At 73.2% G+C, this 14,134-nt stretch carries 9 protein-coding genes; 2 read left to right on the top strand and 7 right to left on the bottom strand.

Annotated features, from left to right (window positions below; translation table 11 throughout):
• Positions 1-146 precede the first annotated feature (146 nt).
• Positions 147-1,730: a hypothetical protein gene (locus WME85_RS17825; protein WP_437839754.1), complete on the top strand. Its 1,584-nt coding sequence runs from the start codon at positions 147-149 to the stop codon at positions 1,728-1,730.
• A 30-nt stretch (positions 1,731-1,760) separates the two neighbouring features.
• On the opposite strand, the gene WME85_RS17820 is transcribed toward WME85_RS17825, so the two are convergent.
• From WME85_RS17820 to WME85_RS17800, 5 genes are all read right to left on the bottom strand, one after another.
• Positions 1,761-4,850 carry a hypothetical protein gene (locus WME85_RS17820; RefSeq protein WP_437839753.1) on the bottom strand — a complete coding sequence of 1,030 codons (3,090 nt, stop codon included), beginning with the start codon at positions 4,848-4,850 and terminating at the stop codon, positions 1,761-1,763.
• Positions 4,851-5,012: 162 nt separating this feature from the next.
• Positions 5,013-6,335, bottom strand: a complete 1,323-nt coding sequence (locus WME85_RS17815; protein WP_437839751.1) for a zinc-ribbon domain-containing protein — start codon at positions 6,333-6,335, stop codon at positions 5,013-5,015.
• Between the two features lie 321 nt (positions 6,336-6,656).
• On the bottom strand, positions 6,657-8,408 hold the full coding sequence (locus WME85_RS17810; RefSeq protein ID WP_437839750.1) for a sigma-54-dependent transcriptional regulator: 1,752 nt from the start codon (positions 8,406-8,408) through the stop codon (positions 6,657-6,659).
• A 296-nt stretch (positions 8,409-8,704) separates the two neighbouring features.
• Positions 8,705-10,351 (bottom strand): GMC family oxidoreductase N-terminal domain-containing protein, encoded by a 1,647-nt coding sequence (locus tag WME85_RS17805; RefSeq protein WP_437839749.1) that lies wholly within the window; start codon positions 10,349-10,351, stop codon positions 8,705-8,707.
• Complete coding sequence (locus tag WME85_RS17800) at positions 10,348-10,926, bottom strand: gluconate 2-dehydrogenase subunit 3 family protein (RefSeq protein WP_437839747.1); 579 nt, start codon at positions 10,924-10,926, stop codon at positions 10,348-10,350. Before WME85_RS17800 ends, WME85_RS17805 begins: the two co-directional genes overlap by 4 nt.
• Positions 10,927-11,192: 266 nt before the next feature.
• On the opposite strand from WME85_RS17800, the gene WME85_RS17795 reads away from it, so the two are divergent.
• A complete protein-coding gene (locus tag WME85_RS17795; protein WP_437839746.1) occupies positions 11,193-11,471 on the top strand; it encodes a hypothetical protein in 279 nt (92 codons plus the stop codon).
• 47 nt (positions 11,472-11,518) lie between these two features.
• Here the strand turns inward: WME85_RS17795 and WME85_RS17790 are convergent, their stop codons facing one another.
• Both WME85_RS17790 and WME85_RS17785 read right to left on the bottom strand, forming a co-directional pair.
• Positions 11,519-13,618 carry an ATP-dependent DNA helicase gene (locus WME85_RS17790; RefSeq protein WP_437839745.1) on the bottom strand — a complete coding sequence of 700 codons (2,100 nt, stop codon included), beginning with the start codon at positions 13,616-13,618 and terminating at the stop codon, positions 11,519-11,521.
• 10 nt (positions 13,619-13,628) lie between these two features.
• Positions 13,629-13,943, bottom strand: coding sequence for a hypothetical protein (locus tag WME85_RS17785; RefSeq protein ID WP_437839744.1), 315 nt, complete (start codon positions 13,941-13,943; stop codon positions 13,629-13,631).
• Positions 13,944-14,134 lie beyond the last annotated feature (191 nt).

Below are 14,134 nucleotides of genomic sequence, written 5' to 3'. Positions count from 1 at the left end.
GCGCGCGAGCAGGCTCGTCTCTGCGTGAGCCCGATTGCCCAGTACGCTGCTCTCAGCAGCATGGCTGACCGGCGGCTCACCAGGAGCGCCGTGATGCGCTCGGCCCGCGCCTTCTCGCCGGGGAGGACGCAAGGTACACTTCAGGCGTGTACTTGCCTTGGAAGCGCTGGGCGCCGCGGGTCGCCATGGTCGGGCTGGCGTCCTGCTCTTTTCACCTATCCGACGGGGCGGCGGAGCAGGCCGGGGGCCCGCCGGAGGCCCCCCGTCCGGTGACGCTGGCGTTCGAAGAGGAAGCGACGCTACAGCTCGTTCCGGGGGAGCTGCACACGGTCTGGGTCAGCGGTAAACCGCCGGCGCCCTACGAGGTGAGCTTCACCCTGCTCGGCGACGCCGCGGGCGCGTGGGTCGACCGCACCACGGTCGTCGCGGACGAGAACGGCAGGGCCTCGGTCCAGCTCCAGGCCTCGAAGCTGGGGAGCACGTTCCGGCTCCGCGCCGCCACGAAGGATGGCCCAGCCGCCGAGCTCGGCGTGTCGGTGAGCGCCGAGGGCTTCGGCACGCTGCGCGTCATCCCGGTGTACCAGGGCCAGGGCATGCGCCTCGCGAAGGAGTGGACCGCGAGCGTCGTCGCGGGGGCCACCTGCGAGGAGATCGCAACGGCAGCCCCCGAGGCGCCCGAGGGCGCGCTCGTGGCGCACAGCGGCCCGGACGAGCCGGTGGTGGTCGACGGCGCCCCTGTGGGGCCGAGCCTCACCGTCGCGCTCCACAGCGGTCGGATCATGTGGGGCTGCACGGTCGAGCGGGAGCTGCTGGCCGGCTCCTCGCGCGACGTGAGGGTCGCGGTCAAGGATCTGCCGATCAACCTGGCGGCGACGAGCCTCAACACGAAGCTGACGATCGCGTCCGCAGAGGGTCTGGACGCGATGCTGGAAGCGGCGACCGAGCAGCTCGTCGATGCGTTCCTGCCCGCCGGCGCCGAGGCCGAGGCCCTGCTCGACGCGATGCAGAGCGCCGCGCCCCAGGACGAGGCGCCCGCGTTCGCAGCGCGGCGGCTCGAGGCTGGATGGGACGCAGCAGCGCAGGGGCACCTCGCCGCGCTCTCGTCCCCCCTGCGCGACAGGTGCCATGGATGGGCTCGCGCCGGGCTGGCGGCGGCGCCGCTCACGACGATCGATGGCATCCTGAGCGGCGCGAGCGACACACCGGGGCACGCGCGCTTCGAGGTGAGCTGGCTCGGCAGCGTCACGGCCGAGAACGCGGGCATACCGCCAGGTCGTCTCATGTCATGGACAGCGGATCCCGGCGACGTGCTCCGGCTCGCCGGGGCCCTGCCCTGGGTGCCGAGCCGTTACATCGGCGACGCCGCGGGGCTCGGGGCTGCCGCGGAAATGGCGGTCGAGTCCGTACCTTCAGCGCTCGCCGCCGCCGCGGACTGCCCGAGGCTTGGCGAATTGCTCGCCGGCTACTCCGGCTGCCCGAGCGACTGCATGGCGACGCTGTGCGCAGCCGGGCTCAAGAGCCGCTGGCGCGCTGGCCTGGAGGTGTCGAAGACGGCCGGGATGGCGGGCGAGATCGTCGTGAACGCCTCGGGACGGGCCCGGGTCAACAGCGCCGCGGCGCCGATCGACTGGATGGGAGACTGGCTCGGGACCATTCGCTACGGGGACGGCGCGGAAGCGAGCGTCGAGGGACAGGTGGACGCGGCTTCCACGGACGTCATCGCCAACTAGGATCGCGCGTGCGCGTTGACCGCCGGCGCGTCACCTGGCGGCGTCCTTCGGCTCGCAGCGCAGCCGCCACCTCCGACCCGTCGCCCGCTCGGTCGCGGCGAGCGGGATCGCGCTGGCTGCATCATCGAGCTGCCTCTCGGGCACCTTCGAGAAGGTGCCTTGCAGCCTCACCGACATCGCGTCGACGCAGGCGACGCCCGGATCCAGGCGAAGCCGGAACTCGGCGCCGTCGACGGACGGATAGCTGCCGCCGAGGTCGAAGCTCGGCGAACCCTCCAGGCCGGTGTCCAGCAGCCAGCCGTCCTGCCCCGGATGACAGCGGTCGAGCGGCGTGTCCACGAGGTCCTTGCGACCGAGCGGCACCGCCTCCCCGAGCGCGCCGGTGTCGCGGTCGACCGGGAGCACGTGCCAGGAACCGGCGCGCACGCCTGGATCCGGGGCCGTCGAGATGAGCAGGCCGACCCCGCCGCCCAGCGCGCGCCGGACCAGGCGCGGCGGATCGACGCCATAGCTGGTGCGGGCGGGGCGGTAGTAGGTCGCCAGCTGCCGCGCGATCCCGAGATCGGCGCGCCACAGGGTCACCGTCTCGTACGAGCCGCCTGGCGTCACGAAGAACCAGGTCTCGCCGAGCCGGACGGCGCCGTGCGGAAACGGCCGGAGAAAGTTGCCGGAGCGGCCGGCGCCGTCGCGCAGCGGGAGGACCGGCAGGCCCTCGGAGACCGCGAACAAGCTGCACCCGGCGCCCCGGCACACATGGGTGAGCGCTGCCCGCCCGCCGGGGTCGAGGTACCCGCCCCAGGACGCAGACCCGTAGGAGACGACCCCGAGCGCCTCGGCGGCGGACGCCTCGTCGGACCAGGGCGAGGCGCTGACCGCGCTGGAGCGCACCCCGCCATCCGGATCGAAGCGGTCATCGAAGCGGATGAGCCAGCGCCCGGCGCGCGCCCAGTCAGCGCCCCGCTTGCCCCATGCGTACGCGCGCACGGTCACGACGTCGTACGGAGCCCCGTTATCCAGGCCGATCTCGTCCGCGCCGAGCGCGGGCGGCAGCGTGTTGCGGAAAGGAGCCCACGCGGAGCTCGCCGTCTCCTTGGGCTGCTGCGGGCGCACGGCCGGCGGCGCTGGACGCGCCGGGGGCGCCGCAGACGGCCTGTCCGGCAACGGCGGGGTCGTGGAGCCGAGCGCCTCGCAGCGCATCGCGATCGGGCTCCCGGCGCGCAGCGGCGTCTGGAGGGACGGCGGCGGCTTCGCCTCGGCGAGATCGTCCGGCAGCGCCGTCTTGCCCCAGCCGACCCGTATCCAACCCTTGAAGACGCAGCCGACAGGTCCGCACGCGCGGGTCCGGGGCGCCGCTGTGTCGTCGTCCCGCTCGGGCAGCTCGATCGAGCGCCACGTCATGCCGCCGTCCGTCGACTCGGCGGCGTGCTCGCCCTCTCCGAGCGAGAGCGCGAAGCGCCCGGACAGGAGCGCGCCCGTGCCGTCCTGGCGCGGCGCGCCGGCGGTCACGCTACCGCTCTTCACGTCGATCCGGACGCCCACGATCGGACCGCCCGCTTCTACCCAGCCGCCGAGGACGCCGGGTTCGCGCTCCTCGAGTCCCTCGAGCCACATGCCGCGCTGCAGATCGCGAACGGTGCTGCGGGGCTTGCCCGGAAGGACCAGCGGGACGCTGGTGACGTCGCTCCCCTTGATCAGCGTGAGCTGCCCCGAGGTGCCGGCGCGGGGCGGCGAGAGGACGGCGAGGCGACCGTCGGAGAGCGCGACGACGCGCTCGACGCCGACATCTCCCGCGGACGCACGGACGCGGACCTCGCGGGTGGACCCGTCGACAGCGACGATGCAGTAAGCGCGGCCGGCCGGCGCGTCGCCGTCGTCCCCGCAGGCGCCGCGGATCACCAGCGCGCCGTTGCCGCTCGCGGACACGAAGCGCGGCCCGTCGAAGCGCAGGAGCCGACGCATGCCGAGCGGCGGCTGGAAGGCGTAGAGCGTCGTCGCCCCGTCGCGCTCGCCGCAGACGAAGCCGAACGACGCGCCCACGCGGATCGCGTGGCAGGCCGCCTCGCGCTCCGGGTACGCGTCGGGCGCGACGTCGACGACGGCGCCGTCGCGCAGCGCGACGCGCGCCAGCGCGCCGCCGCGAGCCACCACCGCGGTCGTGCTCGAGTCGGGCCACCCGTCCTCGACCACGGCGCGCAGCGGGCGCCTCCCGAGCGGCCCCTGGGCCCGCGACGGCGCCTCCTGTACGTCGTCGGGCGCATCCAGGGTGCGGTACGTCACGGCCCCGCGGGCATCGACCGCGTAGAACCCGTTCGCCGTCATCACCGCAGGGTCGCCGCCGATGACGGCGAGGGAGGTCGGCCGCGCGTCCACCTCCACCTCACGCCATGTCGCGCCGGCGTCGAAGGTGACGAGCAGCCCGCGCAGATCGGCTTCGACGACGGCGCGCCAGCCATCGGCGAACGCGAGCTGGCCGTACGCGCTCGCCGCTGGGAGCGGGCCGAGCGGCATCGCCGCGCCGGTCTGCGCGTCGATCGCGAAGAGCCGGTGGCTGTGCGAGAGCCTGGCGTAGAGGCGATCGAACCCCGCCGTGATCTCGTTCGCCTCCGACGGCAGCTGGACGAGCGGCTCGAGCGGAGCAAGCCAGCCCTGAGCCCGCCAGAGCTGCGCGCTCCCGCGGTTCGAGGCGTAGAAGAGGTAACCGCCGCCGAGCCGCGTCGGGAGCTTCAGCGCGGTGACCGGACCCGACGGCAACAGCTCGACGGCGCGCTCGAGCGACCCATCGTCGTGCGCGATGACCCGCATGCGATCGATGAGCACCCGCCTGGACCCCGCCTCGCTGGCCACCACGCCGCGCTCTCCGACGAGATCCGGCAGCAGCAGCGATGGCGTCACCATGGTCACGAGCGCCCCCGCCGTGGAGCGCCCGCCCGGAGCCGCGGGCGCCGCCGGCGCGACGCCGCCGCGATCGCGCGCTGCCTGCGCCCCCGACGGCGCTGCCGGCGCCCGTCCGCCGCACCCTGCGGCGCCCGCGCCGAGGAGCAGCGTCATCGCGAGGAGCCGCGGGGCGCCCGGCGTCCACCGAGAGAGCGGCGCGTGCGGCCGCCGGTCGGGCTCGCTCATGACGGAGGATGCTAGCGCGCCCCCCTGGGCGCCGCACCGTCCTTGCTGCTGCTCGCTCCACAGAGGCAGCGGCGGCCGGCACCAGGCGCGGCCGCGGAGCGCACGGCCCATGGATGGGGATCTCGGTTCACCGCGCGGGCGTGGACGACAGCCCTCGCGCGTTCACTTGCCCTTCGCGGAGCACTGCATCGCGCACATCAGATCGCCAGCCGCGCACCCGCAGCCGCCCTTCTTGGGCGCCGGGGAAGCCGGGGCGGCCGGGGACGCGGCAGCAGGCTGCGCCTTGCCCGTGCCGCCGCCGCTGGCCGGGCGCGAAGTCCGCCCCGTAGAGCGGGCCGCGGGGGCAGCGCTCGGCGCCGCGGACGCGACCGGCTCCGCCGAGGCCGTCGCCGAGGCGGTGGCCGCCGCCGTCGCGGTCGGCGGCGGCTCGGGCTCAGGCGGCGTCGTCGTGGCGGGGGCCGCCGTCGTGGTCGTGTTCTCGGCAGCGGCGGGCGCCGGCGTCTCGCCGCCGCCCTTCATCAGGAAGAAGACGCCCGCGATCGCGATGCCCGCGATCGCGATGCCGGCGCCGATGATGATCGGAGCGCGGTTCTTGGGAGGAGCGTCGATGTTCGTCGGCGGCGCGACGGACGGCGCGCGCGCCGTGGTCACGATCGGCGCGCTGAGCTGGAAGAGGCCGCCATCGTTGGCCACGATGCTCGCGACGGGCGACGGCGCCCTGACGCCGGCCCCCGAGGCGAGGGCCTTCAGATCGATGAGGCCGGAGTCCTCCGAGGCGGTGACGGGCGGCCGCGCAGGAGCAGGCGCGGCCTTCGCCGTGAGGGCGCTCAGCGAGAACAGCATCGAGTTCTCGTCGCGCTGGCCAGGGGCGGCGCCGCTCTTGAAGAGCGGAGCGCTCGTGGCCACGTCGTCGGAGCTGGGCCGATGTGCCTCGGGTCCCGCGCTCCCACCGAAGAGGTCCTGCGTCGGCCGCGCCGGGTCGCGGCGCACCGCCGCGGCGCGAGGAGCGGACGCCGCGACCGCCTCGATGCCGGGCGCGGTCTGCCCCACGGCCGCACCCGCGCTGGGCACCGACTGCGACGGCACGGGCGCGGGCTCCTGCGCGGCCATCGAGACCGGCGCGCTGCCCGCGTGCAGCGCCGCGACGATCGTGTCGACCTGGCCGACCGGCTGCCAGTCGGCCATCCCGTCCGCCCAGATGTACGTCTCGGCGTTGATCACCCCCGCCTGATAGCTGGCGACGATCTCGGCCAGCGTCATCGAGCGTTGATCGCCATCCGCCACGTTGACCAGGTACGTGGTCCCGTCGTTCGGAACGCTCGTGCCGGAGACCGGATCGGCGACCCCGCCGTTGGTCGTCACGCCCGAGCTGTTCACGAGGATCGTGGCGCCGCACTTGCGGCACTTGATCTTGACGGTTCTGCCTTGGACCTTCTCGTCCGAGACGGTGTATTTCGACTGACAGGACTGGCAGGTGATCTTCATTGGGGCTGGCCCGCAGGGGGGTAATGCCGGCGAGGCGTCGCGTAAAGTTTACCTTGATACCGCGCCGGTGGCCCGCTCTCTGACGTGCCAGTCGCGCGTCTGATCTCGCAGCTCCGCTTTACGATAGCCGAGGTCTTCGGCCCTGCGTAAAGCACAAAGGGACGGAGCCGCAGATGAGACCCCTGTCGGGGCGCGTCATACGAGCGCGCAGGCCGGCGCCCGGGGTGCGACCGGCCTGCGCGCCGGCCGCGCCGGTCCGCCCGGGAGCTGGGGGGCAGGTCACATCCCGCGACGGACGCTGAGGCGCTCGGGCCCGCCCGCTCAGGCGTCGCCGCGCGCGGAGCCGAGCTCGTCCAGGTTGGGCTCGTCGGTCACGACCGGCACATCGTCGACCGGGTCGTGGGGCTCGGCGCTCTCGCTCGGCCCCTGGGCCTCGTGGCTCCCCACGTGCTCCCCGTACGCCTGCAGCTTCGAGTACAGGCCGCGGCGGCTGATCCCGAGCACGCGGGCCGCCCGCTGCTTGTTTCCGCGCACGGCCTCGAGGGTCAGAAGGATGAGCTTGCGCTCCGCGTCGGCCAGGCGCGTGCCGACCGGGAGGCGCAGCACGAGCGGGTGCTCCGCCGCCTCGCCGGCGTCCCGCGGCGGCTCCGCCTCGTGCATGCCTCCCTCCCCCTGCGGCCGCCGCGGCAGCGAGGCTGGGCCGACGGAGGGCGGCGCTGGCTGCGCGACGGCGACGTGGGACGGCGCCGGGTCGGAGGGGACCGCCATGTCGGCGGAGTGGACGATCGGCACCGACATCGGCTCGGGGGGCTCGGGCGGGACCACCGGCGCCGCGGTCCGCTGAGAAGGGACGCTGTCGTAGACACGCCGGCCGGACCGCCGCTCGATCCGGCCCTGCCCGAGCTGGACGTCGTTCGCCGAGACCAGCTCGCTCGACGCGAAGAGCGCCGTCTGCTCGATGACGTTGCGCAGCTCGCGGACGTTGCCCGGCCAGTCGTGCTCCGTCAGCCGCTCGACGGCGGCGTCCGTGAGGCGGCGAGCCGGCGTGCCGTAGCGCTTGGCGAACTTGAGCAGGAAGCGCTCCGCGATCGGCAGGATGTCATCCCTCCGCTCGCGCAGCGGCGGCAGCGTCACCGTGAACACGTTGAGCCGGTAGTAGAGATCCTCGCGAAAGACGCAGTCGTCGACGAGGTCGAGCAGATCCTTGTTCGTGGCGGCGACGACGCGCACGTCGGCCTCGATCTCCTTGCGGCCGCCGACGCGGGTGAACCGGTACGTCTCGAGCACGCGCAGCAGGCTGACCTGCACGGCGGCGTCCATCGTGCCCACCTCGTCGAGGAAGACGGTGCCGCCGGCCGCCGCCTCGAACTTGCCCTCCGCGGCCGCGAAGGCGCCGGTGAACGAGCCCTTCTCGTGGCCGAAGAGCTCGCTGCCGATGAGCTCGCGCGGGATCGCGCCCGTGTGCACCGGCACGAATGGGCCGGCGCGGCGGCGGCTCCGGTTGTGGATGGCGCGCGCGACGAGCTCCTTGCCGGTGCCGCTCTCGCCGACGATCAGCACGGGCGCCATCGTCGCGGCGACGCGCTCGATGCGGGTGAAGACCTCCCGCATCCGCGCCGAGCCGCCGATCATCCCCTCGAACGCGAGCTGACCGTGCAGGGGATCGTCGTCCTCGCCCTCGACGACCTCGCGGGCCGGGCCGTCCAGCAGCAGCTGGCGCACGAGCAGCACGAGCCGCGCCGGATCGAGCGGCTTCTGGAGGTAGTCCGCCGCCCCCAGCTTGAGCGCGTCGACGGCGCTCGTGATCGACGCGGCGCCCGTGACCATGACCACGGCGGGCGGCGGCGTCTTCGGCTCGGGCCCCTCGAGCTCGCCCGGGGCGAGCCGGCGCATGAGGTCGACCCCCGTCATGCCTGGCAGGTTGAGGTCCGTGACGAGCACGTCAGCCGGCGTCCGCTGATGAATCTCGAGCGCTTGCTCGCCGCTCGAGGCGACGACGACGTCGAGCCCTTCGTGGCGCAGCACCGCCTCGAGAATGGCGGCCTGGTCGGGCTCGTCCTCGACCAGCAGCACCCGGCCGTGGTGGCCGTGGCTCCGATGTGGCGAGCGCGCTTGTCCACGCGGCATTGCAGCTGAAACGGCGTTCGGTCCCAAAGCTTCCCTCCCAGCTCGGCGGACGGACGGCTCGGCCCCGTGCGATGTGAAACGTGCCGCTAAATCTGTACCCCGTGGGGGCCTCACATCAACTCGGGAGTTGCCTCCTTATCGGTGCAAGGCCCCCCTCACATGCCGCCGTGACATGCCGTCCATGCGCAACGGATGCGACGCCCCCGATCGCTGACCCCTGTGGTGACACGCCAGCGCGCGCATCACCAGCGCTCGATGATGCCGCATGCGATGCGATCGGCCAGCGCCATGCACGTAAGCATCGGATTCACGGCGGGACTTCCAGGAAAGATGCTCGTGTCGGCGACGTAAACGTTGTCGAGGTCGTGGCAGCGCCCCTCTTCGTCGACGACGCCATCCTGAGGCCTGCGCGCCATGCGCGCCGAGCCGAAAGCGTGGTTCGCCGCGGTGACCGTGTCGCGTCCGTCGAGCCGCTTGCTCTTCAGGATCTCGGCCTGTTCCGGCGACGTCAGCTCGTCGGGGACCCCGTGCAACCCGGGCAGGATCGATGCAGCCCCCGCCGCCCAGCAGATGTCCGACAGGATGCCCAGGCCGCGCTGGATCTTCTCGACGTCGCGCGGCGCGTAGTCGAACCGCACATCGGGATCCCAGCCACCGCGCCTGGGACGGACCGTCCCCCGCGACTGCTCGGCCGCGATGATCACATCGAAGGGCGCCATCCGATGGTACGTCCGGAGGTGACGCTGGTAGTCGTGCCCGAAGCCGGGGAACCGCGCGGCAAGCACGGCGGGGGGCGACCAGAGGACCTCGAGCTTGATGCCCTGATCGAGGAAGTGGAGCGAGTGGTAGCCCTGGGTGGCGCCCTCCCACGGATCGATGGGATCAGGGAAGACCGCCATGATCGCGAGCCCCGGGTGGAGCTGGAGCTCGTTCCCGACGTAACCGCTGGAGTTGGCGGCGCCGCTGCGGAACAGGATCAACGGGGTCGCCATGCAGCCCGCCGCGAGCACGACGAGCTTCGCCCGGATCTCGACGGGCGCGCCCTCGCGCCACGTGAACGGCTCGATGGCGCGGCCGCGCATCCCGACGGCCCGCTTTCCGGAGAGGAGCAGGTGCTCGGCGCGAACGCTGGTGAACACGCGCGCGCCCGCCCGGATCGCGGCGGGGACGTACGAGATGTCGGTCGACATCTTCGCGCGGTTGCGGCACCCCGTGAAGCACTCGCCCGAGCCGCGGCAGCCGCGCACGTTGCGGTGGGTCGGCTCGCTCGACAGGCCCAGCGCGTCGCAGCCTCGCTTGAAGCGCAGGTTGCGCTCGCCCTGCACCTCCGTCGGCGTGGGCGAGACCCCGAGCAGGCGCTCGACGCGCTCGTAGTGGGGCGACAGCGCGTCCAGGGTGATCGACGCGGTCCCGGTCCGGTCCGCCCACTTGTCGAACACCCAGGCGGGCGAGCGCGCGCAGATCGCCGAGTTGACGACCGAGCCGCCCCCGAGCGCGATCGCCTGCATGGTCGGGATGAGCATGCGCCCGCGGGAGGCCCGCATCCCGCCCTCGCGCAGCGTGCGCGCCATCGACTCGCCCGCCTCCTGCCGGAAATCCTCCACCCCGAACGGCGGGCCTTCCTCCACGAGGATGACGTCGCGCCCCGCCTCGGCGAGCTCCTTCGCGACGACCGAGCCGCCCGGCCCCGACCCGACCACGAGCACCTCGCAGGACGCCCGCACCTCGTCGCCGTAGTCGGCGAACACCTTCACGTGGGGGCGCGGCTCGCTCGGCGCGAGCGGCTCGACCGCGGCCCTCGACCGGAGCGCGGCCATGGAGAGCGAGCGCCGCTCGACGCGCTCGGGGCTCGCGGGCGGATGCGACCCCTCCAGGCCGGAGAGCTTCATGCCGTCACCCCCGGCGCGAGCGACGGGGGCTTCACGACGACCGCCGCGCCCGCGGAGGCGCGCCGCTCGAACGGCGTCGCGCAACAGGCGACGCCGATCGCGCCGGCGACCTTCTCGTTCGCGAGGTAGCCCATCGAGAGCAGCGTCCGGAGCGACAGGAACGTCACCCGCCGGAGGTAGATACAGCTCTGCGCCATCGACGCGAGCACCGCGACGCGATCGGCCTCCGGGAGGCGCGTGAAGCGCGCGCGGCGCGGCCCGAAGACCCACGGCGAGAGCTCGACGAAGTGGAGCAGCAGCCGCATGTACGGCCGGAGAGGCCGCGGCGTGCGCGCGACATGGTGATCCATGTACTCGACCAGCCCTGCCTCGGTGCCGGAGAGCGGGATCGGGCCGCCGGCGGGGAACAGCGCGTCAGCGCACGCAGCCACGATGGCCCGCTCCCTCGCGGAGAGCGCGCGGGAGGGCGCCCCGGAGGCCGGAGCCCTGCGCGCGAGGCCGAGCGCGGCGAAGGCGAGCGCCGCGAGGACAACCACGAGACAGATCAAGGGCAGGTGCGCAACGAGGTCGCTCATCACTCGACTCCTTCCTTGTCGGCGCGGGCCCGGGCGGCGCTCCGCTTGGCCGCCCTCGCTTCCACGACACGGTTCATCTCGCCCGAAGCCGTCGCCATGACTGCCTTGACAGCGTAGTCCGACGAGCGGAGTGCGCAATTTCGTTCGCACTGCGTCGGGGTGTTCGCACACCATCCTGTCCTGATTTACGCAGCTCGAGGTTACGGCTGTGACAATCGCGGGATGGTCGGCGACCGATGAGCGATGAGCCCAGAAGCGCCGTGGAGATGAGCGAAGAGGCAGGCCCGGACGAGTCGATGGAAGAAGAGGAGTCGGCGGACGAGGATCGCCCCACATCCCCGGCGCGCGACCTCCGATCCTGGCTCCCCGGCGCTCCCCTCCCCGCTCGGCTTCAGATCGCGCTCGGGCTGGTCGCGCCGATGCTGATCACGATCGTGGCGGCGCTCCGCGCCTCGAGCTTCACGATCGACGACGCCTACATCTCGTTCCGGTGCGCGGAGAACCTCGCGCGCGGCAACGGGCTCGTTCAGAAGTCGTACCCCTGACGGCCACCCCGCCGCGCGCTCAGCTCACCGCGCGCTCGCCCAGCGCCTCACGGCGGCTCGTCGCTCCGCAGCGGCGCTTCTCCTGACGGCTCCGCCGTCGCAGTGGCCCAGAACGCGCGCACGTCCTCGATGCGCTCCGTCCGGCGCGCGTCGGGCAGGCTGTCGAGCAGCACGCGGCCGTAGCCGCGCGTGCGGACCCTGCGGTCCAGGATCGCGACGATGCCGCGGTCGGTGCGCGTGCGGATCAGCCGGCCAAAGCCCTGCTTCAGGGTGATCGCGGCCTGCGGGACGCTGTAGGCGATGAACGGGTTGCCGCCGTCCTGCTCGATCGACGCGCACCGGGCCGCGACGACCGGATCGGTCGGCACCGCGAACGGCAGCTTCTCGATGATGACGAGGCGCAGCGCCTCGCCGGGGACGTCGACCCCCTCCCAGAAGCTCATCGTCGCGACGAGCACGGCGTGCCGCTCGGCGCGGAAGCGGCGGAGCAACGCGCCCTTCGGCGCGTCCCCCTGCACGAGCAGCGGGAGCTGCTGCCGCGGCGCGCCCCCGACCGGCCGCGACGGATGGCCGGGCGCGCGGGCGAGCCGGATGCGCAAGGCCGCGGCGAGCGCCTTCATGGCGCGGATCGACGTGCAGAGGACGAAGGCGCCGCCGCCGGTGATGCCGATGAGCTCGTCCATGCGATCGGCCGCGCGCTCGACGAACGCCGCGTCGGTCGCCTCGGGGAGGTCGCGCGGCGTGTAGAGCAGCGCGGTGTTCGGGTAGTCGAAGGGAGACGGGACCTCGAGCTCGTCGACCGGGACCGCCACGTCCTCGTCGAGGCCCATCCGAGAGCGGAGGAAGCTGAACCCGGACCCGGAGGAGCCGCCGGTGGTGAGCGTGGCGCTCGTCAGCACCACGGCGCCGATCCGATCGAAGACGTGCTCGCGCAGCATGTCGCCGAGATCGACCGGCGACGCGCCGAACGAGACGGAGCGGCCGCGCACCTCGACCCACGTGACCTGGTTGGTGGCCGGATCGACGATCCGCTCGGCGTCGTCCCGCAGCTGCGCGGCGCGGTTGCCGACGAGCTGCACCGCCTCGTTGATCGCGTTCGCGCTCGCGTACCCCGCGAGCGCCTCGAGGTGGTTGTCGAGGCGATGGTAGGCGCCGAGCAGCTCGCCCGACCAGGCGTCCCTGGCGAGCGGGACCCGGGCCTCGCCGCGATCCGCGCTGCCAGCGGCGCCGCCGAGCGAGGCGAGCCGATCGAAGAGGGCGTCCGAGGACTCGCGCACCACGGCCGTGATCGCCGTCCCCTCGCCTCGCCCGAGGATGCGATCGGCGAGGCCGGACGAGATGAAGGCCCGGTCGGCGTCGCGGAGCATCGAGTCGACCCGCGCGCGCGAGACGCGGACGCCGAAGAAGCTCGTCGCGATGTCCTCGAGCTGGTGCGCCTCGTCGAAGATGACCGCGTCGTACGGCGGCAGCGCGCCGGCGCCGGCGAAGCCGCGGCGCGCCCCGGCGATCTTCAGCGCGAGGTCCGCGAAGAAGAGGTGGTGGTTGACGATGAGCAGCCGCGCCGACTCGCTGTCGCGCTTCATCCGCGTGACGAAGCACTCGTCGAAGTAGTCGCACGAGGCCCCGAGCCGCGTCTCGCTGGACGACGCCACCTCGCGCCAGACCGGATCCCCCTCGGCGAGGTAGGCGAGCTCCGCGACGTCGCCCATCTCGGTCTCCTGCGCCCACGCCTCCAGGAGCGGCAGCGAGCGCCCCGCGGTCCCGGCGCCCGCGCCGGGGCTCTGGCGGAGCTCGTTGAAGCGACGAAGGCAGAGGTAGTTGCCGAGCCCCTTCACCAGCGCCGCGCGCGGATCGAGCCGGAGGTGCTCCGCCACGAGCGGCAGGTCCTTCGTGTAGATCTGGTCCTCGAGCGCCTTCGTCGCGGTCGACACGACGACCTTGCGGCCGCTCAGGATCGCGGGGACCAGGTAGGCGAGCGTCTTGCCGGTCCCGGTGCCCGCCTCGCAGAGGAGGATGCGGTCCTCGGCGATCGCGCGCTCGACGGCGCTCGCCATCGCGACCTGCCCCTCGCGGTCCTCGTACCCCTGGAGCCCGCGCGCGAACGGGCCGTCGGGGCCGAGCAGGCTCGCGGCTCGGTCGAAAGGCATCGTCTACCGCTTACCGCGGCAGGGCAGTCTTCTCCAGCGAGAGGGCGAACCCCACCTCGCTGACGGCGAGCTCGAGCGACGCCACCGGCTTCTCGAACTTGACCTCGCACCATGTATCCAGGGTCCGCTCGCCATCGCCCGGGTCGCGGACGTCGCGGAGGGCGGCCTCGCCCTCGGTGTAGCCTCGCGCCACGGCGGGCTCGGCCAGACCGCGCGCCCGCTCGAAGAGCTGCTCGTCCGCCGCGCCAGGGAAGTCGTTGCGCTGGGCGCGCACGACAAACCCGACCCGCAGCGGCTCGGCGCCCACGACGATTCCCGAATCCATGAGCAGGTTCTCCCTCACCCGCTCCGCGACGTGCACAGCGTCGCCACGGGTGCGGTAAACCTCGAATCCAGCCTGGAGCAGGGCTTTCTTTATCTCCGCGGGTGTCGGCATCTTCCGCTGGTTCCCGGCTACCCCCATGCCAGCAGGAACATCCATCGCAAAATTGCGGGCCGCTCGTCAAGCTGACAGCG

The sequence above is a fragment of the Sorangium sp. So ce1153 genome, assembly GCF_051521595.1.
Taxonomy (GTDB): domain Bacteria; phylum Myxococcota_A; class Polyangia; order Polyangiales; family Polyangiaceae; genus Sorangium.
Note: the sequence above shows the minus strand (reverse complement) of the source record. Positions and strands in the feature narration are given on the sequence as shown.

Coding starts and splice junctions, on each gene's coding strand:
- WME85_RS17820 (WP_437839753.1), bottom strand. CDS start 4,850: ATGAGCGAGCCCGACCGGCGGCCGCACGCGCCGCTCTCTCGGTGGACG.
- WME85_RS17790 (WP_437839745.1), bottom strand. CDS start 13,618: ATGCCTTTCGACCGAGCCGCGAGCCTGCTCGGCCCCGACGGCCCGTTC.
- WME85_RS17800 (WP_437839747.1), bottom strand. CDS start 10,926: ATGAGCGACCTCGTTGCGCACCTGCCCTTGATCTGTCTCGTGGTTGTC.
- WME85_RS17815 (WP_437839751.1), bottom strand. CDS start 6,335: ATGAAGATCACCTGCCAGTCCTGTCAGTCGAAATACACCGTCTCGGAC.
- WME85_RS17795 (WP_437839746.1), top strand. CDS start 11,193: ATGAGCGAAGAGGCAGGCCCGGACGAGTCGATGGAAGAAGAGGAGTCG.
- WME85_RS17785 (WP_437839744.1), bottom strand. CDS start 13,943: ATGGATTCGGGAATCGTCGTGGGCGCCGAGCCGCTGCGGGTCGGGTTT.
- WME85_RS17805 (WP_437839749.1), bottom strand. CDS start 10,351: ATGAAGCTCTCCGGCCTGGAGGGGTCGCATCCGCCCGCGAGCCCCGAG.